This window comes from Burkholderia lata (assembly GCF_902499335.1).
GTDB lineage: Bacteria > Pseudomonadota > Gammaproteobacteria > Burkholderiales > Burkholderiaceae > Burkholderia > Burkholderia lata_B.
In genome coordinates, this window is the sequence record NZ_CABVQK010000002.1 from 635,143 (window position 1) to 657,012 (window position 21,870).

Annotated in this window: 27 protein-coding genes, 1 tRNA gene and 1 pseudogene; 9 read left to right on the forward strand and 20 right to left on the reverse strand. The window is 61.8% G+C overall.

The window, feature by feature from the left end:
- Positions 1–128: 128 nt before the first annotated feature.
- Positions 129–566 carry a PaaI family thioesterase gene (locus tag BCO18175_RS07115; RefSeq protein WP_039358790.1) on the reverse strand — a complete coding sequence of 146 codons (438 nt, stop codon included), beginning with the start codon at positions 564–566 and terminating at the stop codon, positions 129–131.
- A 169-nt stretch (positions 567–735) separates the two neighbouring features.
- Here BCO18175_RS07115 and BCO18175_RS07120 point away from each other — a divergent pair, with 169 nt between their 5' ends.
- A complete protein-coding gene (locus BCO18175_RS07120; protein WP_174980029.1) occupies positions 736–1,224 on the forward strand; it encodes a winged helix-turn-helix transcriptional regulator in 489 nt (162 codons plus the stop codon).
- Between the two features lie 334 nt (positions 1,225–1,558).
- Complete coding sequence (locus BCO18175_RS07125) at positions 1,559–2,182, forward strand: phospholipase D family protein (RefSeq protein WP_174912420.1); 624 nt, start codon at positions 1,559–1,561, stop codon at positions 2,180–2,182.
- A gap of 114 nt (positions 2,183–2,296) precedes the next feature.
- On the opposite strand, the gene BCO18175_RS07130 is transcribed toward BCO18175_RS07125, so the two are convergent.
- A complete protein-coding gene (locus tag BCO18175_RS07130; RefSeq protein WP_174980113.1) occupies positions 2,297–2,524 on the reverse strand; it encodes a hypothetical protein in 228 nt (75 codons plus the stop codon).
- A 264-nt stretch (positions 2,525–2,788) separates the two neighbouring features.
- Here BCO18175_RS07130 and BCO18175_RS07135 point away from each other — a divergent pair, with 264 nt between their 5' ends.
- Positions 2,789–3,760 carry a GGDEF domain-containing protein gene (locus BCO18175_RS07135; protein ID WP_174980030.1) on the forward strand — a complete coding sequence of 324 codons (972 nt, stop codon included), beginning with the start codon at positions 2,789–2,791 and terminating at the stop codon, positions 3,758–3,760.
- A 63-nt stretch (positions 3,761–3,823) separates the two neighbouring features.
- Here the strand turns inward: BCO18175_RS07135 and BCO18175_RS07140 are convergent, their stop codons facing one another.
- From BCO18175_RS07140 to BCO18175_RS07155, 4 genes are all read right to left on the reverse strand, one after another.
- Positions 3,824–4,297 carry a VOC family protein gene (locus BCO18175_RS07140; protein WP_174980031.1) on the reverse strand — a complete coding sequence of 158 codons (474 nt, stop codon included), beginning with the start codon at positions 4,295–4,297 and terminating at the stop codon, positions 3,824–3,826.
- A 157-nt stretch (positions 4,298–4,454) separates the two neighbouring features.
- Positions 4,455–4,997, reverse strand: coding sequence for an aspartyl-tRNA synthetase (locus BCO18175_RS07145; RefSeq protein ID WP_174980114.1), 543 nt, complete (start codon positions 4,995–4,997; stop codon positions 4,455–4,457).
- A gap of 178 nt (positions 4,998–5,175) precedes the next feature.
- Positions 5,176–5,418: a hypothetical protein gene (locus BCO18175_RS07150; RefSeq protein ID WP_174912429.1), complete on the reverse strand. Its 243-nt coding sequence runs from the start codon at positions 5,416–5,418 to the stop codon at positions 5,176–5,178.
- A 206-nt stretch (positions 5,419–5,624) separates the two neighbouring features.
- Positions 5,625–5,933 (reverse strand): phosphatidylserine/phosphatidylglycerophosphate/cardiolipin synthase, encoded by a 309-nt coding sequence (locus tag BCO18175_RS07155; RefSeq protein ID WP_174912433.1) that lies wholly within the window; start codon positions 5,931–5,933, stop codon positions 5,625–5,627.
- Positions 5,934–6,194: 261 nt separating this feature from the next.
- On the opposite strand from BCO18175_RS07155, the gene BCO18175_RS07160 reads away from it, so the two are divergent.
- Positions 6,195–6,938 carry a DUF695 domain-containing protein gene (locus BCO18175_RS07160; RefSeq protein WP_174980032.1) on the forward strand — a complete coding sequence of 248 codons (744 nt, stop codon included), beginning with the start codon at positions 6,195–6,197 and terminating at the stop codon, positions 6,936–6,938.
- A gap of 430 nt (positions 6,939–7,368) precedes the next feature.
- On the opposite strand, the gene BCO18175_RS07165 is transcribed toward BCO18175_RS07160, so the two are convergent.
- Together BCO18175_RS07165 and BCO18175_RS07170 are read right to left on the reverse strand one after the other, a co-directional pair.
- Complete coding sequence (locus BCO18175_RS07165) at positions 7,369–7,926, reverse strand: hypothetical protein (protein ID WP_254607982.1); 558 nt, start codon at positions 7,924–7,926, stop codon at positions 7,369–7,371.
- Positions 7,927–8,207: 281 nt separating this feature from the next.
- A complete protein-coding gene (locus BCO18175_RS07170) occupies positions 8,208–8,612 on the reverse strand; it encodes a hypothetical protein (protein ID WP_174980034.1) in 405 nt (134 codons plus the stop codon).
- A gap of 326 nt (positions 8,613–8,938) precedes the next feature.
- Here BCO18175_RS07170 and BCO18175_RS07175 point away from each other — a divergent pair, with 326 nt between their 5' ends.
- Positions 8,939–9,403, forward strand: coding sequence for a plasmid fertility inhibition factor family protein (locus BCO18175_RS07175; protein ID WP_174912447.1), 465 nt, complete (start codon positions 8,939–8,941; stop codon positions 9,401–9,403).
- Positions 9,404–9,478: 75 nt separating this feature from the next.
- Here BCO18175_RS07175 and BCO18175_RS07180 read toward each other — a convergent pair whose 3' ends face one another.
- Positions 9,479–9,994 carry a GNAT family N-acetyltransferase gene (locus BCO18175_RS07180; RefSeq protein WP_174980035.1) on the reverse strand — a complete coding sequence of 172 codons (516 nt, stop codon included), beginning with the start codon at positions 9,992–9,994 and terminating at the stop codon, positions 9,479–9,481.
- 811 nt (positions 9,995–10,805) lie between these two features.
- On the opposite strand from BCO18175_RS07180, the gene BCO18175_RS07185 reads away from it, so the two are divergent.
- Positions 10,806–11,324, forward strand: coding sequence for a VUT family protein (locus tag BCO18175_RS07185; RefSeq protein WP_051889821.1), 519 nt, complete (start codon positions 10,806–10,808; stop codon positions 11,322–11,324).
- Positions 11,325–11,778: 454 nt separating this feature from the next.
- On the opposite strand, the gene BCO18175_RS07190 is transcribed toward BCO18175_RS07185, so the two are convergent.
- The 3 genes from BCO18175_RS07190 to BCO18175_RS07200 form a co-directional block, all read right to left on the reverse strand.
- The gene (locus tag BCO18175_RS07190; RefSeq protein ID WP_174980036.1) at positions 11,779–13,422 is read right to left on the reverse strand and encodes a DUF2334 domain-containing protein; all 1,644 of its coding nucleotides are present in this window, start codon (positions 13,420–13,422) and stop codon (positions 11,779–11,781) included.
- 17 nt (positions 13,423–13,439) lie between these two features.
- Positions 13,440–13,706, reverse strand: coding sequence for a hypothetical protein (locus BCO18175_RS07195; RefSeq protein ID WP_174980037.1), 267 nt, complete (start codon positions 13,704–13,706; stop codon positions 13,440–13,442).
- Positions 13,707–14,218: 512 nt separating this feature from the next.
- Positions 14,219–14,407 (reverse strand): hypothetical protein, encoded by a 189-nt coding sequence (locus BCO18175_RS07200; RefSeq protein WP_174980038.1) that lies wholly within the window; start codon positions 14,405–14,407, stop codon positions 14,219–14,221.
- A gap of 59 nt (positions 14,408–14,466) precedes the next feature.
- On the opposite strand from BCO18175_RS07200, the gene BCO18175_RS07205 reads away from it, so the two are divergent.
- Positions 14,467–14,874, forward strand: coding sequence for a hypothetical protein (locus tag BCO18175_RS07205; protein ID WP_174980039.1), 408 nt, complete (start codon positions 14,467–14,469; stop codon positions 14,872–14,874).
- Positions 14,875–15,208: 334 nt separating this feature from the next.
- Here BCO18175_RS07205 and BCO18175_RS07210 read toward each other — a convergent pair whose 3' ends face one another.
- Entirely contained in the window at positions 15,209–16,402 is a 1,194-nt protein-coding gene (locus tag BCO18175_RS07210) for a hypothetical protein (RefSeq protein WP_174980040.1), read from the reverse strand.
- Positions 16,403–16,751: 349 nt separating this feature from the next.
- On the opposite strand from BCO18175_RS07210, the pseudogene BCO18175_RS40475 reads away from it, so the two are divergent.
- Together BCO18175_RS40475 and BCO18175_RS07220 are read left to right on the forward strand one after the other, a co-directional pair.
- Positions 16,752–17,258 (forward strand): annotated as a pseudogene (locus BCO18175_RS40475) (DNA cytosine methyltransferase); the annotation flags it as partial.
- A 62-nt stretch (positions 17,259–17,320) separates the two neighbouring features.
- Positions 17,321–17,845, forward strand: a complete 525-nt coding sequence (locus tag BCO18175_RS07220) for a tyrosine-type recombinase/integrase (RefSeq protein WP_174980041.1) — start codon at positions 17,321–17,323, stop codon at positions 17,843–17,845.
- 77 nt (positions 17,846–17,922) lie between these two features.
- Here BCO18175_RS07220 and BCO18175_RS07225 read toward each other — a convergent pair.
- The 7 genes from BCO18175_RS07225 to ssuC all read right to left on the reverse strand — a co-directional run bounded on the left by BCO18175_RS07225 (position 17,923) and on the right by ssuC (position 21,855).
- Positions 17,923–17,998 (reverse strand) — tRNA-His (locus BCO18175_RS07225).
- A 57-nt stretch (positions 17,999–18,055) separates the two neighbouring features.
- The gene (dusA, locus tag BCO18175_RS07230) at positions 18,056–19,042 is read right to left on the reverse strand and encodes a tRNA dihydrouridine(20/20a) synthase DusA (protein ID WP_254607983.1); all 987 of its coding nucleotides are present in this window, start codon (positions 19,040–19,042) and stop codon (positions 18,056–18,058) included.
- A gap of 130 nt (positions 19,043–19,172) precedes the next feature.
- A complete protein-coding gene (locus BCO18175_RS07235) occupies positions 19,173–19,418 on the reverse strand; it encodes a hypothetical protein (protein WP_174912474.1) in 246 nt (81 codons plus the stop codon).
- Positions 19,419–19,473: 55 nt separating this feature from the next.
- On the reverse strand, positions 19,474–19,671 hold the full coding sequence (locus tag BCO18175_RS07240) for a hypothetical protein (RefSeq protein ID WP_027787628.1): 198 nt from the start codon (positions 19,669–19,671) through the stop codon (positions 19,474–19,476).
- Between the two features lie 142 nt (positions 19,672–19,813).
- Positions 19,814–20,029: a TOBE domain-containing protein gene (locus BCO18175_RS07245; RefSeq protein WP_006476104.1), complete on the reverse strand. Its 216-nt coding sequence runs from the start codon at positions 20,027–20,029 to the stop codon at positions 19,814–19,816.
- A 57-nt stretch (positions 20,030–20,086) separates the two neighbouring features.
- Positions 20,087–21,046, reverse strand: a complete 960-nt coding sequence (locus BCO18175_RS07250) for an ATP-binding cassette domain-containing protein (RefSeq protein ID WP_174980043.1) — start codon at positions 21,044–21,046, stop codon at positions 20,087–20,089.
- Positions 21,043–21,855, reverse strand: a complete 813-nt coding sequence (gene ssuC, locus BCO18175_RS07255) for an aliphatic sulfonate ABC transporter permease SsuC (RefSeq protein ID WP_174980044.1) — start codon at positions 21,853–21,855, stop codon at positions 21,043–21,045. The genes BCO18175_RS07250 and ssuC overlap by 4 nt, the downstream gene beginning before the upstream one ends.
- Between the last annotated feature and the right edge of the window lie 15 nt (positions 21,856–21,870).

Here is a 21,870-nt window from a genome sequence, read left to right on the forward strand (position 1 = left end):
TGGAAAGCAGGAACGCTATCACATTGAAGCGTCCGCTTCAGACGGGCGCCGCCTACGCTTACAGGCGGCCTTCGGCACCAGCAAGGAAGTTCACGCGCCGGCCTGGACGATGGCGTCGCCGCCCGCCTTTACTGCGGCCGCTGGATGAAGCAGGTCGCCGACGCATGCGCGACGATCTTGTCGTCCGCCGTCTTCAGCGTGCCCTCGGCAACGCCCAGCGAACGCGACAGGTGGATCACGCGCCCTTCCGCAACCAGGTCGACGTCGCGCGGCACGGGCCGCAGCATCTTCACATGCAGATCGACCGTGCCGTAGCCGACGCCTGCATCAAGCATCGAATGCACCGCGCATCCCGTGACCGAATCGAGCACCGTCGCGGCGAACCCGCCGTGCACGCCGCCGAGCGGATTCAGGTGCCGGCCGTCCGCCCGCGCCGAAAACTTCACATAACCGAGCTCGACATCAAGCGGACGCATCGGGATCGTCTCGGAAATCGACGCGAGCGGCGCATCGCCCGATACCGCTGCGCGCAGCAGATCGAGACCAGACAGGGAAAGCGGGTTCATCGGGTTGTCTCCGGGTTGAAAGCGCGTCGCCGCGCGAGTAAGTTCTAAATTGGAACTCATTATTGACAACGATGGCGGCCGTTGTCAACGTGGCCGGGCCCGTTACAACCGAAGACGGGTTCTATAATCGAGCCCGCTATTTCGCTGAACCGCCGCAAGAGACTCGACGATGAAATGGGATGACATCGGCACGCTGAACTGTTCGGTCGCGCGTACGCTTGCCGTGCTCGGAGACCGCTGGACTATGCTGATCCTTCGCAACGCGTTCCTCGGCTGCCGCCGCTTCGACGCGTTCCAGACCCAGCTTGGCCTCACGCGCCATGTGCTGGCCGAGCGGCTTGCGCGGCTCGTCGACGAAGGCGTGCTGGTCAAGCACGCGTATCAGGAGCGACCGCCGCGTTTCGAATACCGGCTGTCGGACAAGGGCCTCGACCTCTACCCGACCCTGCTCGCGCTGACGGCGTGGGGAGACCGCTGGAAAGACGACGGCCAGGGGCCGCCGGTGCAGTTGCGCCACCGTACCTGCGGCCATCTGATGCATGCGGTCACCGTATGCTCGGCCTGCGGCGAGCCGCTCGACGCACGCGACGTGCAGCCGGAGCGCGGCCCCGGCTGGATCGCAGCCGAGGCAGCCGGAGCGCCCGCGGCCGAGGATTGAATCATCGTGCGTACCTGAACGCGTGACGCACACGGATCGTTAGTCGCGCTTGCGCTGCAGTTGCGAGCCGCATCGCGCCCGCCCGGCTGTACTCGCGCATGGCTTGCACGCCACTATCCCGCCACCACCGCACAAGCATTCGCGCGCTGCCAACGCCCGCATCCGCTGATCAACCCGATCGCGCACACGGATCCCGCGCTGCGCAACTTTGCGTCACCACCGATGCCGGCGCCGATCGTCGCGACGACCCATCCCGTCTCATCCGCACGTGACCGGGCCGCCACGTCTGCGTTACACTCACGGCCCGCTGTCTCGAAATTGTTCGCTGTCCAAGATGTTGTCGCGCAATCGCCTCGCCGCTGCCTGCCTCGCCGCTTCCCTGCTCGCCACACCGTTCGCCGCCTTCGGCAAGACGCAAAGTGAATCGCTGCTCCAGCAGGCGATTGACCTCGTGTCGCGATGGCTGCCGGCTCCCACCCACGAAGCACCCGCGACACAGGTCGTCGAATCGGCGTTTTCGCCGGACGGCGGCGCTGAAGCGCTCGTGCTGAAAGCGATCGGCGCCGCACGCAGCTCGATCCGCGTCGCCGCCTACTCGTTCACGTCGCCGCCCGTCACGCGCGCACTGCTCGCCGCCAGGCAACGCGGCGTGAATGTCGCCGTGGTCGTCGACGACAAGGGCAATCGTGCAAAGAGCAGCAAGCAGGCGTTGAACCTGCTCGTCAACGCAGGTATCCCGACGCGCACGATCGATGCCTATGCGATCCATCACGACAAGTACCTCGTGATCGACGCCGAGCACGTCGAAACGGGCTCGTTCAACTACAGCGCGTCGGCGGCCAGCCGCAATTCCGAGAATGTCGTCGTGGTGTGGAACAACCCGCAACTCGCGTCGCGCTATCTCACGCACTGGCAAAGCCGCTTCGACCAGGGTACGCCGTACCGCTCCAGCTACTGACGCACGCCACAGGGCGGCGCTCGCCCGGTGCTCGATCCGTCGTGTTGCAGATGATCGTCGAGCGTAGCGCGAAGCTCAATTCAGCCAAATGGCCAGTACGACGCGCCGCCGCGCTCAATGGATTTCGGGCGTCCGCCCGGTCGAGGCGCCGGTCTGCGTCGTCGGCGCACAACGATTCGCCTGTCCACCCACGCTGCTTGCCGAAGATGTCGACAAGCCGCTGGCGCTGCCCGGCAGTGCGCTGCTCACACACCCCATGCCGAATACCAGCGTGTTCTGAACCATCGGATAAAGAAGATACAGCGCAAAAGCGAGATAGCCCGCGTACAGAATTCGAACCATGATGCGATGGGAAGCGATGAACAATTGGACTCGCCCTGTTTACGGCACCGCGCCGGGCACCTTGAGGCATCGCGCGGCCGATTGCGCATCGGGGCGAAACGCGAGCCCATGACACCCACTTCTTACCGCATCTGCATCGATCCGTACCGAGCAGAAACCGCCCGTCGCCAGATTTGCAACGTGGCGATGCGGCGAACAATGCGCGATACTGTCCGACATACGATCCCACGACCGGCCTTGCAGCCGGGACAAAAGACAAGGCCCATGCAAATCGCACCGAAACCTGCCGACGAGGCGGCCCGGCTCGATACGCTTCATTCGCTCTCGATCCTCGACACGCCGCCCGAAGAGCGCTTCGATCGCCTGACGCGTCTTGCACGCAGGCTGTTCGACGTACCGATCGCACTCGTCAGCCTCGTCGACGACGATCGCCAGTGGTTCAAGAGCCATGCCGGGCTTGACGTCACGCAAACGTCGCGCGACGTATCGTTCTGCTCACATGCATTGCTCGAAGGCAATACGATGGTGATCCAGGACGCGCTGAACGACAATCGCTTCCACGACAACCCGCTCGTCACCGGCGCGCCCGGCATCCGCTTCTACGCCGGCCGGCCGCTCACCGCGCCGAACGGTGCGCCCATCGGCACGCTGTGCCTGATCGACACGCGGCCGCGCTCGCTCGAACCCGACGAACTCGCGCTGCTCGGCGATCTCGCCCACATGACCGAGCGCGAAATCGCCGCGCTGCATTTCGCGACCACCGACGAGCTCACCCAGCTGACGAACCGGCGCGGCTTCGAGATCCTGGCCCGCCACGTGCTGAGCCTGTGCGATCGCCTCGAACGTCACGCGGTGCTGCTGTTCTTCGACCTGAACGAATTCAAGTCGATCAACGACCGCTTCGGCCATGCCGAAGGCGACCATGCGCTCAAGGCATTCGCCGATACGCTGACGGGCGCGCTGCGCGACAGCGACGTGATCGCACGGCTTGGCGGCGACGAGTTCGTCGTGCTGCTGAGCGCCACCGATCCGGCCGACGTCGCCGAGCCGGTCGAGCGCGTGACGCAGGCGCTCGCGCAGCGCAACGCGGCCGACGCGCGCGGCTACGACATCCGGTTCAGCGTCGGGTACGTCGACTACGATCCCGCGCACCATCGCGACGTAGCCGACCTGCTCGCATCGGCCGATCAACGGATGTACGAGGACAAGCAACGCGGCAAGACGGCTGGCGCGTGAGCGCGCGCAGACCGCGCGCGGGCCGCCGCCCTGCCGTTCAACTGCGGTGATTGAGTGGCTGCGTCAGCTTCCGCACGGCGGCGCGCTGGCCATGGCCTCCGCGATCTGCTCGGGCGTCAGGTCGCGCTGGTGCGTCGCGAGCGACCAGCGATGCCCGAACGGATCCTCGACCTGTCCGTAGCGATCGCCCCAGAACATGTCGGCCGCCGGAATCGTGACCGTCGCGCCGGCCGCGACCGCCTTCGCGATCGCCGCGTCGGTGTCCGGCACGTACAGGTGCAGGCAGACCGGCGTGCCTTTCAGCGCCTTCGGCCCGAGCGCGCCGTGCTCGGGCATTTCATCCACCAGCATCAGCGTCGAATCGCCAATTACGAGGCACGCGTGCGCGAGCCGGCCGTCGGGCATCGCCAGGCGAAACTGCTCGCTCGCATTGAATGCGCGCTTGTAGAAGTCGATGGCCGCTGTTGCGCCGGCGCAGATCAGATGCGGCGTCAGCGTGCGCATCCCTTCCGGGATCGGTTTGACGGGCGTGGACATGGGTGTCGCTCCTTCGGTCGGTAGTCGTATCGGAATCGGGACGGACGCGCGATGCGCACGCCTCCGATGCTACGACGGACGACCCCGGCGGAAATCGACACGGCACCCGACATTTTTTTCTCTCGTATCGGGGCGCGCGGGTTCCCCGCATCGGGCGTCATTCGCCCGTTCGGTCTGCCTCGTTGTCCGGCATACCGAACTGCCGGCGGCATGCCTCCAGCAATCCGGCCACCTCTTCGAGCGGAAGATCGGCAAACCGGGCGATCGGCAACATCACGCCACCCGGCACCCTGGTGCGCGACGAATGCGCCGAAAACCGGTAGCCGATGTAACGATTTCCGGCGACGCTGATGACCCGGAATTCGGCGACGTCACGCCATGGCGTGACGGGTTGCTCGCGCACGGCCCCGATCAGCCTGAAGCCTGTCTCGTCGACCTGCAGCGCCATCCTGCGCCGCGACGAGATGAAGAAGGCGACACCCGCCAGCGCCAGCAATACGGCCAGCGCCGCCACCGGCCAGAGCGCCGGAACGGCCACGTAACCGCACAGGCTCGCCGCAGCCAGCACCGCACACACGACCGCCCTTCCTTTCAGGCTCCGGCTGTCGACCGCCAGCGTCACCGGCAACCGGCCGGCGATCGTTCCCGCGACGGGATCGACGTACCCGCCGGATTCGGTGGATTCGCGTTCTTCGTCCATCGCCCGATCGTTCACATCGACGGCAACCGGGTCATCGAGATCGGACACCATATCGGCGCGCCAAAACGAGCGGCTTGTCGACGGGAATGGGTCGTGATCGAGGAAGGGACGCATCGACGCGCGGCGACACGCTTTCGTCCGCGCGGAACGGGCAGCGCTCCGTCGCCATCGGTCATGTTCAGTTGCACACCTTGACGGTACCGTTGGTCGTGCATTGACCGGTGGCCCAGTGACTCTGTCCGGCCAGATGAGGCGCGAGGCCAATGCCGTTGATCGGCGCGGCCGGCGACGATGCCGGAACGGCCGCGGCTGTCGACGCGGTGTCGGGCGACGGCAGCAGAGGCGGCTCGGACGACGTCTGGCAAGCCGACAGCGCCAGACACAGAGCGGATGCCAACGGGGCGATGAGCGGTCTGGACATGATCTCGTACGCGTTTGCGATATTCGCTTCCGGTAACGGGCGCGCTGAAGATCACGTGACCCGTCAAACCGTTCCGCGCAACCGTCAACGCAGCGTGATGGTCGTCCAATACTACTCCTCGCGATCGACGTCGTGCGAGCGACCATTCGGCCGGGCGCCGCCATCCGGGTGGCCGCACACGCTATCGCCGGTGCATGCCGCGCCGGTCAGATTTGCGGCAGATCGCGCAACGTGCGCGACTCGTTCGTTGCATCGATGTCGAGCTCGATGCCTTCCGATGCATCGCGATACAGCACGCGTTTCAGTCTGGGCCCGATCGCGGTGTCGTCCGATGCCGAGAAGATTGCACGAACATCGTTACCGGACGCGAGCGCGCGCGCCACGTCCGCCACCGGCGCCTCGCTCGGCGTCGCAGCCCACGACCGATCGGCCGGATTCACGGCCGCCCAGCGCACGTGCGTCACACGCGCGCTGAGCGGATCGATTCGCACACCATTCACGGCAAACATCGACATCGGTATCTCCTTCGAATTTTTTGGCCCGCCGTACCGATGCGCGGTTACTGACGGCCCCAGATCTCGCAGACGTTTCCCGCCGGATCCGCCACGGAAATCGCTATCGTGCCGTCACCGTGGCCTCACTCGTTCAGGATGCTCACGATTCAAGTCGCGCGACGGCCTCCGAGACATGCGCCACTTCTCCGGCCAACGCGATTTTCGATGATACATTGGGACGCTTTACAACCGTCAACAGACAATCGTGCACGGGAGAAACACATGACCGACGCCTGGGGAACCTTCCCTGCCAGAATGGGCGACCATCAGGCTTTCATCAGCTTCAACCACAGCTTTGCGGAAATCGCCGAAGGCGATCCGCGCACGTCGCTGCTCAGCGTGCGCGTCCCCTTTGCGCATCCGACGCCGGAAGGCCTGCCGACCGGCGACGAATTCGCCGGTCTCACGCAGATCGAGGATCTGCTGGACGCCACGATCACCGCGAAAGGTGGTGTGCAGGTCGGCCGCATCACCGTCGACGGCCATCGGGATTTCCTTTTCTACGTGCCGTTCGACGAAGAAGCCGCGGCGGAGATCGTCGACGCGCTGGCCGATCAGACGACCTACGCACTGCAGTACGCGCACCAGAACGATCCGGACAAGGAAGCGTACTGGCAGACGCTCTACCCGACCGACGACGACTGGCAGATCATGCGCGACATGCGCGTGCTGGATGAATTGCGGAAGAAAGGCGACGCCGGCGACGTAAGCCGGCGCGTGATGCACTGGGCCTACTTCCCCGACCCGAGCGACGCGCATCAGTTTGCGGACTGGGCCGAAGCGAAGGGCTATCCGGTCGAGTCGGTTGCGCCCACCGAAGACGGCAAGTCGGCCGTCCGGTTTTCGCACGAAGGCACCATGGCGCTGGCCGACATCACGCGCCATACGGTCGCGATCAGCCGCGAGGTACGTGCGCTCGGAGGGGAATACGACGGATGGGAAACCAGCGTCGAACAGGCTGGCTGAGCGGGTTGACCTGCCCGCGGCGCGACAGGTGATGCAACGCATCCGGCGCAAAAAATATCCCGGCGGCATGCTTGCGCGCCGCCGGGAACAAGGCATCACCGGCCGAAACCGGCGATGGGCCTGAGGGTTCGCTCAGGCACGAGGAAAGCGATTCGTGCGGATCAGGCGAACGGATGCCGGGGCGCGCAACCGATGCGATTACGCCGCCCGCCGAACGCCTGTCCGGTTCCGCCGACGCAGCCTTCCGGCGTCGGACGGGCAAAAAGCCCCCGCTCCTGCGCGAGCGAGCGGGGAAACGGTTGACCGGGCCGGGGAAGAACGGTCAACCGGCCAAATTGTGAGCGCGGGCCGCGCAACGATCTGTGCGGCAACTCACCATTTGGTGACAATGCCGCGGCAACCGGCTCGCTCGTGCGCCGCTCGGATCGTGTCACGGTCCGAGCGCAACGCCCGCCGCCGGCGCGAGCATCACCACGATGATGGGCGACAGCACCACGGCCCCGATCATCATCACACCGTCGGCCGCAAGCGTGACAGGCGTCGCGAGCACGCGCACGGCCTTGCCCGCCGCCGTGATGCGGTCGGTAACGTGGATCTTGTACGCATGCGCAAACGACGACCACGTCTTGCCCTGCGCAAAACCATTGGCCAGATAGCGCGATCCGTCCAGCCCACCCGTCATCTCCAGACCGCTGCTTCCGCGCTTCGTGAAGCCGTCCTCCAGCGCGCGGTTCCAGTCGTCGTCGGTCATACCGGTGCGACTGAGCTGGAGCGAGAACTTGCCCGAGATCTTGCTGCCCTGCGCGACGAACCCATAGAGCGCCACATTGATCGATTTGCGGTAAGGCGATGCCAGCACAGCGCCGAGATGCTCGGGCATATCGAAGATGTAGTGATATTTCTTGCCGAGCACGACGAATTTCCTGCCGTCCTCGCTGACGAGAAATCGGTCGACTGTCTCTTCGTATCTGCCGTCGTCGAACAGCATTGCAGTGCAGCCTGTCAGGCCGGCAGCGGCAATGATCGCGCCCGCCGTCAGCAGCGCTCTTCTTTTCACGTCTGGAATTTTATTTTGCTTTAATTCAAGCGGATTTTTTCAGGCCCGCGCGCAGTTTCCGGTAAGTCGCGGGTAATGTCAAAGCAGGTTTATTCTATTTTTTCCCGAGCAACACGACTCGGGTTTCATTTTTCTACGCCGACTTTTTCGAAACCGCGTGTCGCAAACACAAGAACTTGCGTCATGACAATCCGGTTTGATCATCGTGACGGTCAACTGAAAAGCCATTCCGCGACCATCTCGATCCAGTCGAGATCGCCGGCGATATCAATGACGGTTTCGCCGACGATTTCGGCAGTCGATGCGGTCGATGCAGTCGAAGCGCCCGTCGTCACCACCCCGACCGCAACCGCGTTCGCTTGCGCGATTTCGACCGACGCGCCCGATCTCGGATCGGCCAGCCGCTCCAGCCAATCGACGATATTGGCACGCGCATCCTCCTCATCGGCGAAATCATTCCGCTCGAGAAAGCGGTCGAACACGACCCACGCAAGCGTCTTGCTTCGCGAAGCCGATTCGAGATGCCAATCGACAACGCCGGTCCGACCGGACTCCCTGATTTCGAGCGTCGCGGTGAAACAGTAATCGAGGTACTCGATCTCAAGTTTCGACGACATGGTTTTCTCCTGTCAATCTGCCCTCTCTGTTCTTATGATGACCCGCGCACACCGCGCTTCGCGACACAGTGTGAATCTTCGATGAAATTCGCGCGGCGCGCCATATCCGCTGGCAGTATCGCGATATTCTCGTGACCTGTCGATATCGATCGCCGACACATGACCGCCTTCGATTTACCCACCATTCCTCTCTGCGCTTTCACTCGCGGCTCAGGTTCTGCCGCGAATCGCTCCGCTTTCCTGTTCCGGGTATTGTCCCGCTTCGCCGAAGCAATCGCACTGCTAAACTCCAGTCAAGAAGACCGCTTGCAGCACCAGAGGAAACCATGGCACTCGCCCACGCACAACAGAATGGCGTTGAAGTCTGGATTGTCCAGCTTCCCGGGCACGCCCCCTATGCCTATACGCATCTCAAGCGGGTATTCTCGTCCGACGATACGCGACACCGGGTCGTGACGATCGACGTGAAAAAACTGCTGGCGTGTGCCGACCGGGACACGACGGACTACGTGTTGCCGTCCGTTCTGTACTGGGCCCCTGGAAAGGCCGCGGGTATTCGCGAATTCCTCGATCCTGAACAGGACAGGATTCCGGACATGCCGTACATCACGTTTCGCGAGACGAGAACGCGAACGCTGCTCGGCATCCCCGGCCTGTCGAAGGTCGGCGTCGCGTCGTTCCGCAACGGCCAGCATCGCGCGCGCTATCTCGCCTATGCAGGCGCAACGACCCTGCCCGTCGAGGTGCACGAGACGGAAGCCGACCTGCTCGTGCGGTACTGCGGCGAGTAACGGCGGAGTACGTTCGGCATTCGCCCGGCGATGGCCGCACATCGTGCGACCGTTCGCTCGAATGTCGCCAAGCCACTACGCCTGTATCGCATAGATCCGATCGGTGACTTCCGTCTGGCCGATGCGGCTCGTTTCGATACCCGCCAGTTGCCAGCCGTTGTGCTCATAGAAGCCGATCGCGCGTTCGTTGCCCTCCAGCACTGTCAGGTGAACCTTGTCCACGCCGAGCGTGCGCGTCCATGCGCGAACGGCTTCGATCATGCGCTTGCCCGTGCCGCTTCCGTGGTGCGAAGGATGGACGTGCAGGCAGTCGAGCAGCACGCCAAGCACCGGATCGACCGGGTGCTCGGCACTGACGAAGCCCACGGGTTCGCCATCGAACTCGGCGATCAGCACGAGGCCCCACTCCTTTTCATTGCGATCGAGATACTGCCGCCACCGGGTTGCGTGTTCCGTCGGCACCTCGTCGGACAGGTAGGCCGTCGGCAGGATGTGGGCGTATGCGGTTTGCCAGCTCAGCGTGTGCAGGCGAGCGATGTGGTTTGCGTCTTGCGCGGTCGCGGCACGCAGCGTGGCCCGGGTTGCCGGCATCGGTGGTCACTCCTTCTGTTTGTTCTCTCGATCGGGACGTCTCGTCGCAAATATACCGTGCGTTACGGCATGCAAAACTCAACGTCGCCACGCTCGAACGATATTGTGTTGGTCTGACCCGGGACGACGGAAAAACGAACCTTGGGGGAATCAAACGATGCGACGCCTGTCGGGAACGATCGGATTTGCGATCGCGGGCGTTCGCATCCTTCACGTCTGACGCGATCAGGTCGGCGCCTGCCCGTCAGGCATCGCTGCAACTCGTTGCCAGTGCAACGGGATGCAGGCAAAAAAAATCCCGACACCGTCATTGGTTATCGGGATCGAACGGCCCTGCAAAGCATGAGGGCACGAGGAAGTCGACACATTACACTAATGTAAGACTGTTGCGCGTTGTCGATTCATGCCAAATCCCTGTCTCATTCCGCCACTCAGGCGACAAAAGGCGGCCATGAACGAAAAAAGCCTGCTCACGCGGAACGTGAGCAGGCAAGAAAACGGATCAGCATTCGAGGCACGAGGGCTGTCCAGGGAAGATAACGGCACGGAACGCACGAACCTTAGCGGGAAACGGAAACTTCGCAACATCAGGTCGACCGGATACGGCCATACAATCTCGCGTCGAAGCTGCTTTGATGGAAACCGGCGACGCAGTGACAATGTCCTGTCGCTCCCAGCCTTGGCGTTCCGCCAATCGTTCGCTGTACGCCCCGGCTTGCGAGTAGCGGAGCGTCAGGTCGTTTAATCGGCCGTGTATGGCAAACTTCGGCTCCGAATCTACGCAGCGCGCACTCTTTATTGCAGGGGAATCATGTACGTCTTGATCTATATCGCAGCAGTCGCTGTCGCGAACCTGATGGTCGCTCATTTCGGACCGGCTGCTACACCGATCATCGCGTTCCTTCTGATCGGACTCGACCTCGCGATTCGAGACCGGCTCCACCTGGACTGGCGCGGCCGCGCACTTTGGTCACGGATGTTTGCGTTGATCGCGGCCGCCGGCGTCGTCAGTTACGCGCTCAATCCCGCCGCCAAGGAAATTGCCCTCGCATCTCTGGTGGCGTTCGGCTCGGCAGCCGTAGCAAGTGCGATCGTGTTTCAGCTCGCACGCCGCTTCCCGATACTGGCGCGTGCAAATGGCGCGAACGTCGCGGGTGCGGCGGTCGACTCCATCATCTTTCCGCTTATTGCGTTCGGGACTGTGTTTCCGACGATCGCGGCGTTGCAGTTCGTCGCCAAGGTAGCTGGCGGCGCTTTGTGGTCGTGGCTGGTTTTTCGAAACGCTCGAACGGTTCAGGCGGGCATCGCGAGCAACGTGGTCGATCGTTAAGAACGCGTTGACTGTATGCCAACCTTGTTCGTGGCCGAGTTAGCCGGCGTTTCGTTTCAGCTCGCGGTGGCGTTTCCCGCTTCGACCAAGTCCATTCGGGAATGACAAAACAAAAACGGCACTGTCATTTTGGACAGTGCCGTTTCCAACTACTTGTACCGCCTGGAATTCGGTGGGGTGGCGGATGGGACGCCAACCCACGACGACGGAATCACAATCCTTGCGCATTTTTCACGCATTTCAATGAGTGACGACGAGTCATTGAAATGTGCAGCCCCGTCAGCGCCTTGCCTGTCATGGCGCCCTTCACCCATCTTCCAGACAACTTACCTTATCGCACGGCAACCTGGAATCCTCGACAACTGTCAGGCCAAGCACAGCCCCCGACTCTATTCGCTCAAGGTCTACCGGACTTGACGGCTCGCGGTGGGTCCATTCCGGTTGGACATCAACACTACTTGGCGTCAGACGCACCAACCCACTGGAAGCCGAGACCGGTTATCCCGCTCACGAGGCTCTGGAAATCCTGATAGCCGGGCGTGCCAAGGTCGGGCTCAAGCCAGAACGGATGGAAGAAGAAGGATGCAAAACCATCCCGGACCGTTAGCGCGTACTGCGCATTCGTATAGAGATCCTGCCACGTGTACGACAGACACGAGTATGGATCGATATTGCATATGTTGTATTCGACGTTCCCAAGGTTCTCAGGCAGCACCCGTTGCCCGTAATAGTCGGTATTGATGATATACGGGAAGAACTGGCCAACTGAAAAGTCGTGATTCGGCGCGGTCGAATTCAGGTTCGGCTGATCTGACGTGTAGTAGACGACTCGCTGGTAGGTCGTCTTGAACAGCGGCGGAACGGCCTTGATCGAAAGGGGTGAAGACTGGTAGTGCGGCGCCTCCCACGCGAAGGGAACATAGCCATTCGACGAAAATTCCTGCAGGCCTGCGCTCAGACGAGCCGATGCCCATTGTGTTGAATCTTCGTCCACGGGGCGGTTCTGCGTGGCAAGCCAGAACTCGTAGTCATTGCCGCTCACCGCGTTGTCGATATTCGGCGTCGAATTGTACTGATGCGTGTAGCCGTGCATCAGGATCTTGCCGCCCCGGGCCAGTGCGTAATTGAGTGCCTGCTTCAGACCGGTCGCCTGCGCGAGGTGTACGGTCAGCGGCACGCCGTTGTTATAGGCGCCGAGCGGGTCTTCGTACCGCGGAATGGTAGCAATCGAAAACGGAATGTGCTTCGCATACATGTAGTCGGTCAGCGTCTTCATCGACGACGTGGTCGTGAACGCGTTGACGTCTTCAAGACGCACCATCGCGCGATGCAGCACCGGCTGGTTGGTCCCGAGAATGTCGTGCAGCAGATCACAAATCACCAGGTACCGGTCGCGTGGCCCGATGTACGAGAACGGCATGTCGGCGAAGTACCAGAAATTGCCTGCGCGCATCACGTACGGCGCCTGCGCACCCGTCTGACTGTTCTTGATGGTGACAAGTACACTGGCCTTTGTTGCGTCGGACACCGCAGTGACGCCAATGTCGGGATCCGCACTAACCACGCCGGTGCTGGCGTTAAACGCATAGTACTTGACCATGCTCATGTTCTTGTAAAGCACCGTGTCGAAGAAGTTCGGATTCGGGTTGCTGCTCGTTGGCGTGTTGGCCAGTCCACTTATTCCGGTGAAGGTGAATCCATAGCGGGCCGTGAAGTTGTACGACGGATCCCATGCGACTTCCCACAGGTTGTTCTTGAACCAGACCACCGTCTTTGACGTCTTCACGACGTCCGCGAGAAATGCGGACGGAATGGTGTTGTTGTAATAGTCACCCAGATAGAAAGTCGCCTGATACGTTTCGATAGTTCCGGCCGTATAGCTGTCGACGGGTGCAAGCGTGACATTGGTGTTGAAATGGCCAAGCAGGTTGCGCAGCATGATCGCGTAAGCCAGACCGAGCTTCGAGTACGCGTCGTTCGGTGGGGCATCATAGAGCACCAGGATTTTCGCCGTGGTGGTCTGCGCGAGCACGGAGGACGGCATCTGGGCAAATGCGAACCCGAGAACCAGCACCCACGCGAGAATGAGCTTCTTCATTGTCATCTCCTTCGCGCCTAGTCGCGCCGAAAGTTGCCGTTGCTCAGGCGATGCTTGCCTTCCTTGAAATTCGGTCCCATACCGTGCTCGCGCTCGGCATGGCGTTTCCCCTCTTCCGACATCCCTGGCACAACCTCGGTCGCGACGGCCGTGCGCGGTGGAGGCTCGACGCGCGTGTGTGGGACGGAAGCACTCGGGAGTCCGGCGCTCCAAACAGGGCCCATCAATGCAATCGCGGACGAAATCGCGGCGCACGCCGCAGCAACCTTGAGCGAGGCTTTCATTAAAAAACTCCTTTCACTGACCTCTGACTGAAAACTGGCGTGTGCGATTAGGGCGAACGCCTCGTGTGCGCCTTGAGTGTCAGGAAGACGTAGTCCGAAGAGGTATGCCTGCCTGATTCAACCTCATACGAATTGCTCCACGCATCGACACTTGCCCGACGACGGAACCTTCCGTTGCGTCGGTCACGATCGCCCCGACTGTGAAGACCGCCACTGCACCGGAAGCAGACGACAACAGATACGCATGTCGACAGTGCAGCCGCAGCCTCGCCTGATCGCTACATCCACCACGCATGCATTAACAGTGCCAGGCGCCGTTCCACCAAAGCGGGCCGGTAACAGCCGAAATTGGAAAGCCTGGGAAGGCAAGAAAAACGTTACGTCGAAGAAACGCAGGGTGACGATGTGTCGTGGCACCGGCTCCAAGGTTCATCGGTGCCTGTCGCGGAATGAAGCAATGCGTTGCGACTCAACGTTCGTTATCAGGCGGGCGACGTGAAAAATGCTATGGATCACGAATTTTTATTTCTCGACTGAATGCCCGGACGTTTCGAACCTGAGACGGCGTGCTGCCGGACAACGACGGTCCCCTCTCGATACTCCGGCCGCCTTGTCAGATCCCAGCCGACATACGCCTGCGGGCCGGCGAACTTATCCCAAAGGGCGAAAATTTCGCCGAAGAACGTCGCCAGATAGCCCAATACGATCTTCTTGATATCGCTTATCGGGTTCGGCAAAGTCCACAGCGATTGGAACTGGGGTGCCGCAACTCGACGTCACGAAGGAACTGAATCACATGCTTGGCAAGGCAGTCGTCGAAAGAGAAACGCGCGGCGGCGGCAACGAATACGTGTATTGGCTCGCCGGCCGCGCGCCAGCGCCGGCGCCAATCAATTCGCTTGTCGATGCTGAAGCCGAGGCGACCTACGCGGCAGAGCAACGGCCGCTCGACGTGGCTCAGGTGGCGCTTGCGCACCAACCCGTCGCCGCCAACTTCTCGTGCGTCGCAAGCCCGGTACTGCCAGACGACATCACCGATGACGTTGTCGACGCCGAGATTCGAGTGTGCGACCTGCTGGAGGTCATCAAGACGTTGACGGCCGAGCGCGACGCCGCGGTAGTCAAGGCTGAGGCACGCGAATGCAGCGACGCTCGAAGCGCGCATTGACGAACTGACGCTCGGCCCAGTCGGCGTACGCGCACCACCATTCGTGACCATCGGCAGGTATTGCAAACCGAAGCGTCACGCATCGCTGGAGAAAGCACAGAAGCGCGGCAGCGCTCTTGTGCACAGCGAAAAGGAATCCGAGGTGCTTGTGCTCGAACCGGTTGCCCGGACCGTGAGAGGAACGGAGTGGCTGTCTCGTTGAATGAACTGAACACGACGACGCCATTTGGCTGGCCTTCGAACGCCGCCATGTGAGGCGGGTATTGCGCCCGCCTCCACTTCGTACCGAGAATTGCTCCCGGTCACATATTACCCAGCGTGCTCCCGAACTCCATTATGGATGACACGGACCATTATTTAACAGAGTTTCTATCGTCGGGTAAATCGGCGTGATCACGTTAGCCAGCCCGAGAGCGGACTTATCATTCAGATACTCTTTCTCACTAGCGTACGCGCAATAATACAAATTCGACACATACTTGTAATAGTACTTCGGCACCCCATTTGTGATTACCGCAAACTGCCCATTAAAATTCGGCTCAGGAGTATAGTAATTATTCCCTGAAACACTTGCATTGATAATTGGACCAGCCACATCAAACATCGCTCGCTGCGTATTGGGGAGCCAATGACTTCCCTGGGCATTTGCATCGACGCCCCAGAAATAGCTATCGATCCCGATGACCCTTTGGAGCCCGCAGGATTGGGTACAACTGTTCGCCGACTCCAGTAGCGAAAAGTAGTTCTTCATCTGTTGTGCCAGCGTATTGTCACTACTCGTCGATGGAGTCGACGAGCCAGGTTGAAATCCTTGTGCAACAATCACTATGGCCTTCTTCATACCTAGTTGGTCCAGGTGCGATCGCAATTGCGTCAGATATGGAGAAACCGTGTTTGTGACGAACGACGGGTCGTTGTTCCAATTATAGACATCGAAACCGACCCAATCCACGTTACCAGGGATATCTCGCTCTGACATGGAAAGTGACGAGGGGCATGACGAACTTACGTAACAATTGCTGTTGTACACGACATATGTTGGAATCCCGGGAAACCGAGCATTTATTTTTGAAATGATCAACTCAAGCGAGCTCTTCGAGACATTTGCGACCGTCGGCTCATCATAAATATAGAGTGCGAGAATCTTGTCTCTATAACCGTCAATTACTTGCTGGCCCAAAGTGTTGATAGCGCCATCCAAATCACTTACGGGGGTGCCACCGTTGCCGATCAACCTCGACCAGACACTAATGATTGCCTTGGTTTGATACATAGAGTCTCTACCGCGCACCGACACGAATTGCTCAGGCGTGACATGGACGCCATTCAGCTTGTTGTAGGCTGAGTTACTTCCGTCCATCTCGCTCATATACGTGTTCTGTAAATTTTGCGAATCCGACGCAGTGACCGTGGAAAACGAGGAAACAAAGCGTGCCGTGCCAGCCGACGCCGCGCATGGGCAAATCGCAATTACAGAAGCCAGCAATGCAGACAATTTAAAGTATTTCACGAAGGAAGATAAACTCATCGAAATTTCTCCATTTTTGTTCGCATTCTCGATTGACATCACTTCGACATGCCGCACCGCATACATGTGCGCAACAATCTAATGCGTGCCATGTTGGCCATGGGAATATGGCACGCAGATTGTTTCGATATTAATCGTAGCACGATCACCTCCCCAAAGCCCCGCAAATTCCGGTGCCTCGGTTGCGCGGCTTCTTTTATGGAGGGCTGGCATGGCGCCCGTTTTTTAATACTCCGACATTTATGAACGTTCAGGGTGTGTACAACAGCTTCGATTTCTGCTGCGGTCATCGGCGGCGATGATCAGGGCGCATACGCGGTATGCCGCCCCTCGCGCGAGCACTGGCTTCGAAGGGGCTGGCAAATACCGCGTGACCGGCTTTGAAGAGCCGGTCGGCACGGTAATCGCGCGCAGCGGCGCATTCGCTGTTGCAGATCCGCGCCCGGGCATGCGCCGCGAGCGCGGCGACGCATACCTCACTGGCGGCCACCATGGCGTCGTCGGCTGGGAGCAACACAGCGGCGCTGTGTCGGCGGCCGCCGGCCACGACAACGGCCGCTGGTCCGTTGCGGATCCTCGGCTGCCCGCGGCAAACGAGAAAACTGTCGCTGTGATGCAGGCTCTCGACGGCATGCGGCATCGACCGTTCACGACGCTGGAACTGGCAGTGCTGCAGGCGCTCGCCGAGCCGGAAGAACAACTCGAGCTCGACGGCCTGTCCGATCAGGCGTGACGCGAGAGCATCGGCAACGCTGTGCCGCCGAACGCCGCACGGGCGATCGGCGAAGCGATGGCCACGACGCTGCTACTCGCTGAATCCAGTGAGACGTTCAAGTTGTCGTCGACGCCGGTGTAGGTACGCCAGATCGCCATCGCGCTGGCGCTGCCCCCTGCTGCCTGACCACTGAGGACCACACCATGACCACCCAAAACGAAAAGAGTCCCGCTCCCGAACAGGCGAGCGAGGCGGCGACTCAGCGGCCGAGTACGGAAAACCCGACTGCCGAAGACATTTTCGATGGAAAGATCGAATTTCTCGACCTATCGTGGCCCCAGGTCGACCGCAAGGCCGGTCACATTCGAGTGAAACGCGCGAAGCAGCGCGGCGAAGTAATCGAACAGGTCACAATCACGCCGCCGCTCGCGGCGCTGCTCGATCGGCTGGAGGCGATCCGCGGCGACAAAGAATGCCCGTATGTGTTCACGACGAAATTCGGCACACACTACACGCGCGACGGCTTCAAGGGGTTCTGGGGGAAATTGATGAACGAGGCTATCGAGTCGAAAGTCATCGCCGGCCGATTCACGTTCCATGACCTGCGTGCATATTACCCGCCCCCGCATAAGAGCGAGCGTGGCGCTCTTCCCGATCTTCACGCGAATCCAGCGACCACTGCGCGCGTCTACGATCGAAATAAAATCGTGAAGCGGAAGACGCTTTAAATTCCATTTTGTGGAATTCCAAAACAAAAACGGCACTGTCTTTTGGGACAGTGCCGTTTCTAACTGCTTGAATTCTTTGGGGTGGCTGATGGGACTCGAACCCACGACGACAGGAATCACAATCCTGGACTCTACCAACTGAGCTACAGCCACCACTGTTACTGCTTTTTGTTCTTCGCTGCTTTTGTGTTTCAGCAGCGAAGAACAAGATTATACGAACACTTTTGAATCTTGCAAAGCTTTTTTTTCAAAAACTTCTTCGGCCTCGTTCAGATACGCGCGCGCCTCGTCGAACACGGCCAGATCGGCGCGCGCAAGCTTCTTGTTGTCGGACAGCACGCGACGCCAGCCGCGTGCGCCGGGCATGCCGCGATACAGTCCGAGCGCGTGCCGCACGATCGCGCCGAGGTAGGTCCCGCGCTTCAGTTCGGCCGCGCAGTATTCGATCAGCTTCGCCTCGGCCTCTTCGCGCGTCGGCACCGCTGCGGTCGATCCGTAGAAGCGCGTGTCGACCTCCGCAAGCACATACGGGTTGTGATACGCCTCGCGGCCCAGCATCACACCGTCGACATGTTCGAGATGCTGCGCGACTTCGTCGAGCGTCGTGATGCCACCGTTGATGACGATCTCGAGCGACGGAAAATCGCGCTTCAACTGATACGCATAGTCGTACTTGAGCGGCGGGATCTCGCGATTCTCCTTCGGCGACAGCCCCTTCAGGATCGCATTGCGCGCATGCACGACGAACGTTTTGCAGCCGGCCTCAGCCACCGTGCCGACGAAGTCGCGCACGAACGCGTAGTCCTCGACCGCGTCGACACCAATCCGGTGCTTGACCGTGACCGGCACCGACACCGCATCGCTCATCGCCTTCACGCAGTCGGCGACCAGTTGCGGCTCGTTCATCAGGCACGCGCCGAACGCGCCGCGCTGCACACGCTCGGACGGGCATCCGCAATTCAGGTTGATTTCGTCGTAGCCCCACTGCTCGCCGAGCTTCGCGGCACGCGCGAGATCGTCGCGCTCACTGCCACCCAACTGCAGCGCGACCGGCGATTCGTTCGGCGTGAACGCGAGGTGTCGCTGGGCATCGCCGAACAGCAGCGCGCCCGTCGTGATCATCTCCGTATACAGCCACGTGTCGCGCGTCAGCGTACGGTGGAACGACCGGCAATGGCGGTCAGTCCAGTCGAGCATGGGCGCGACGGATACGCGGCGGGGAGGAAGCGAGGACGGTACGGACATGGATTTCGGGCAACAGGCCAGGCGGCGCGGAAACAACCCGGTATTTTACCGCAAGACGGGCCGTGCCTGCCCGGCACGCGCGCTACCCCTCGCCCAGCTCCGCATCGACCGCCCGCCGCGCCTCGTCGAGCACGCGTTCGATCACGCGTCGTTCGGTCAGCAGTATCCCGTCGACCTTGACGAGTCGCCAGTCGATCCGCACGGCCTCACCCTGCAGCACACGGTAATGCGCATGCTCGCCGTCCCAGACCTGCTCGGTCTTCACCTCGATCTCGAAGCCGCGGTACGGCTCGCTGAAATCGCCGAGGTCGCTGCCTCTCGGTTCCATCGCACGCTCCGTGGCGATGCAGCGCCGGCCGCCCAGGCGGCCCGGCGCCGTGCGCTCAATCGTATTCGTCGGATAAAAAGGATTTGCCATCGGCCGTCAGGTCGACCCGGTCGGCCGCCGCCTGGTAGATCAGCCCCTCGTTCAGCAACGCGTAGACGACGTCGTCGAACGCGGCGGGAACCGGCCGGCTTTCACCGAACTGGTCGATCCACTTCAGCGCCTCGATGGCTTCGGGGGAAAGGATGGGGGTCATGCGTTGGCCTCCGGCATCGGTGTCGCTCCATCCTAGCACTTCATCCGGATGTCGAATACCAAGGCAAACGCGCTGCGCAAATGCCGGGCGGCGCCAACGGGCAGGTTGCCCGCGGCGGCGCACCGGTGCAGGACACGCGGGCTCAGAGGCGCGCGATCGATACTTCGGTCGATTTCACGAGCGCGACGACTTCCGCGCCGACCTTCAGTTCGAGTTCGTCGACCGAACGGGTCGTGATCACCGACGTGACGATGCCGAACGGCGTCTCGACGTCGACCTCGGAGACCACGGATCCGCGAATGATCTCCTTGACCTTGCCCTTGAACTGGTTACGTACGTTGATTGCAGTGATGCTCATCAGGTTGATCGCTCCGAAGAAAAAAATCTCAGAACGGGCGGCCGCTGCCGCCCGGATTTAAACGGCCCAGCGGATCTGCCCGACCGGTCGAACGTTGTCTGCGTCATGCACCGCGCCCTCGTCGGCCACACCAGGCCCGCCGGCAAGCACGCGTTTCAGCACGCGATCCTCCAGCGACGCAAACGCGGCCGATGCGCGGGCGCGCGGCCGGTCGAGCGGCACCGGCTGATCCAGCGCCACACGCCCTTGCTCGATGAGCAGGATGCGGTCGCCAAGCGCAACGGCCTCCTGCACGTCGTGCGTGACGAGCAGCGCGGTGAACCGATGTTCGCGCCACAACCGCTCGATCAGCGCATGCATCTCGATGCGGGTCAGCGCGTCGAGCGCGCCGAGCGGCTCGTCGAGCAACAGCAGTTGCGGCCGGTGCACGAGTGCGCGGGCCAGTGCGACACGCTGCCGCTGGCCGCCCGACAGTTGCGCGGGCCAGTCGTTCGCACGCTCCAGCAGGCCGACTTCATCGAGCACCGCGCGTGCCTGGTCGCGCGCGCCGCGCCCGAGGCCCAGCATCACGTTCTGCAGCACGGTCTTCCATGGCAGCAGGCGCGCATCCTGGTACATGATCCGCGTATCGAGCACGCCGCCGCCCTCGCCGCGCGTCACGAGCGCACCGCTGCTCGGCTGCTCGAGCCCGGCAACGAGACGCAGCAGCGTCGACTTGCCGCAGCCGCTGCGGCCGACGATCGCGACGAAACTGCCGCGCGCGATGCCGAGCTCCACGTTGTCGAGCACCGTGCGTGCGCCGAAGCGCTTGCTGACGCCCGACAGCGTGACCGCATCGTCGGGTACCGGGCTGCCTGCCCGCCGCCGCGCGAGCGGAACGACGGATGCGCCGCCGTCACGGTCGAGGATCGCCGCGTCCCGTGCGTCGCCGTCCGCGACGCGCGCCTGCGCAAGTTCAGCCTCGAGGTCTGCGCCGGCGAGCGGGCCGTAGGCGGCCGCCGAAGTCGTCGCATTCATGCTTTTGCTCCTGATTGATAAGCGGGGTGCCAGCGCAGCGTCACGCGCTCGAGCCATTTCGCCAGCACGTCGGCCAGCTTGCCGAGCACCGCGTACAGCAGGATGCCGACCACCACCACGTCGGTTTGCAGGAATTCACGTGCGTTCATCGTCATGTAGCCGATGCCCGATTGCGCGGAAATCGTTTCCGCGACGATCAGCATCACCCACATCAACCCGAGCGCGAAGCGCACGCCGACGAGGATCGACGGCAACGCACCGGGCAGGATCACGTCGCGGTACAGCGCAAAACCGCGCACGCCGTAGCTCTTCGCCATCTCGATCAAGTTCGCGTCGACCGAGCGGATCCCGTGGTACGTATTGATGTAGACCGGGAAGAACACCCCGAGCGCAACGAGGAACAGCTTCGCCTTCTCGTCGATGCCGAACCACAAGATCACGAGCGGAATCATCGCGAGCGCCGGGATGTTGCGGATCATCTGGATCGTCGAATCGAGCGCGACCTCGGCCGCCTTCGACAAACCGGTTGCGAGCCCCAGCGCGAGGCCGACGCCGCCACCGATCGCGAAACCGAACAGCGCGCGCCAGGTGCTGACTTTCACGTTCGCCCACATTTCGCCCGACGTCACGAGCGACCAGGCCGCTCGGACGACCGCCACGGGCTCGGGCAGCACGCGGGTCGACAGCCAGCCGATGCGCGCGCCGACCTCCCATGCCGCCAGCAGCGCGAGCGGCACGAGCCACGGCGCAATGCCGCGCCATGCGCGGGCGGCCACGGCCGCACCCGTCGTCGACGTTTTCGTTGTCATCGCAGGCCTCCTGTC

Bases quoted from the DNA above. Each gene is read 5' to 3' on its own strand.
- BCO18175_RS07115 (WP_039358790.1), bottom strand. From the start codon at position 566: ATGAACCCGCTTTCCCTGTCTGGTCTCGATCTGCTGCGCGCAGCGGTA.
- BCO18175_RS07120 (WP_174980029.1), top strand. From the start codon at position 736: ATGAAATGGGATGACATCGGCACGCTGAACTGTTCGGTCGCGCGTACG.
- BCO18175_RS07125 (WP_174912420.1), top strand. From the start codon at position 1,559: ATGTTGTCGCGCAATCGCCTCGCCGCTGCCTGCCTCGCCGCTTCCCTG.
- BCO18175_RS07130 (WP_174980113.1), bottom strand. From the start codon at position 2,524: ATGGTTCGAATTCTGTACGCGGGCTATCTCGCTTTTGCGCTGTATCTT.
- BCO18175_RS07135 (WP_174980030.1), top strand. From the start codon at position 2,789: ATGCAAATCGCACCGAAACCTGCCGACGAGGCGGCCCGGCTCGATACG.
- BCO18175_RS07140 (WP_174980031.1), bottom strand. From the start codon at position 4,297: ATGTCCACGCCCGTCAAACCGATCCCGGAAGGGATGCGCACGCTGACG.
- BCO18175_RS07145 (WP_174980114.1), bottom strand. From the start codon at position 4,997: ATGGACGAAGAACGCGAATCCACCGAATCCGGCGGGTACGTCGATCCC.
- BCO18175_RS07150 (WP_174912429.1), bottom strand. From the start codon at position 5,418: ATGTCCAGACCGCTCATCGCCCCGTTGGCATCCGCTCTGTGTCTGGCG.
- BCO18175_RS07155 (WP_174912433.1), bottom strand. From the start codon at position 5,933: ATGTCGATGTTTGCCGTGAATGGTGTGCGAATCGATCCGCTCAGCGCG.
- BCO18175_RS07160 (WP_174980032.1), top strand. From the start codon at position 6,195: ATGACCGACGCCTGGGGAACCTTCCCTGCCAGAATGGGCGACCATCAG.
- BCO18175_RS07165 (WP_254607982.1), bottom strand. From the start codon at position 7,926: ATGCTGTTCGACGACGGCAGATACGAAGAGACAGTCGACCGATTTCTC.
- BCO18175_RS07170 (WP_174980034.1), bottom strand. From the start codon at position 8,612: ATGTCGTCGAAACTTGAGATCGAGTACCTCGATTACTGTTTCACCGCG.
- BCO18175_RS07175 (WP_174912447.1), top strand. From the start codon at position 8,939: ATGGCACTCGCCCACGCACAACAGAATGGCGTTGAAGTCTGGATTGTC.
- BCO18175_RS07180 (WP_174980035.1), bottom strand. From the start codon at position 9,994: ATGCCGGCAACCCGGGCCACGCTGCGTGCCGCGACCGCGCAAGACGCA.
- BCO18175_RS07185 (WP_051889821.1), top strand. From the start codon at position 10,806: ATGTACGTCTTGATCTATATCGCAGCAGTCGCTGTCGCGAACCTGATG.
- BCO18175_RS07190 (WP_174980036.1), bottom strand. From the start codon at position 13,422: ATGAAGAAGCTCATTCTCGCGTGGGTGCTGGTTCTCGGGTTCGCATTT.
- BCO18175_RS07195 (WP_174980037.1), bottom strand. From the start codon at position 13,706: ATGAAAGCCTCGCTCAAGGTTGCTGCGGCGTGCGCCGCGATTTCGTCC.
- BCO18175_RS07210 (WP_174980040.1), bottom strand. From the start codon at position 16,402: ATGAGTTTATCTTCCTTCGTGAAATACTTTAAATTGTCTGCATTGCTG.
- BCO18175_RS07220 (WP_174980041.1), top strand. From the start codon at position 17,321: ATGACCACCCAAAACGAAAAGAGTCCCGCTCCCGAACAGGCGAGCGAG.
- dusA (WP_254607983.1), bottom strand. From the start codon at position 19,042: ATGCTCGACTGGACTGACCGCCATTGCCGGTCGTTCCACCGTACGCTG.
- BCO18175_RS07235 (WP_174912474.1), bottom strand. From the start codon at position 19,418: ATGGAACCGAGAGGCAGCGACCTCGGCGATTTCAGCGAGCCGTACCGC.
- BCO18175_RS07240 (WP_027787628.1), bottom strand. From the start codon at position 19,671: ATGACCCCCATCCTTTCCCCCGAAGCCATCGAGGCGCTGAAGTGGATC.
- BCO18175_RS07245 (WP_006476104.1), bottom strand. From the start codon at position 20,029: ATGAGCATCACTGCAATCAACGTACGTAACCAGTTCAAGGGCAAGGTC.
- BCO18175_RS07250 (WP_174980043.1), bottom strand. From the start codon at position 21,046: ATGAATGCGACGACTTCGGCGGCCGCCTACGGCCCGCTCGCCGGCGCA.
- ssuC (WP_174980044.1), bottom strand. From the start codon at position 21,855: ATGACAACGAAAACGTCGACGACGGGTGCGGCCGTGGCCGCCCGCGCA.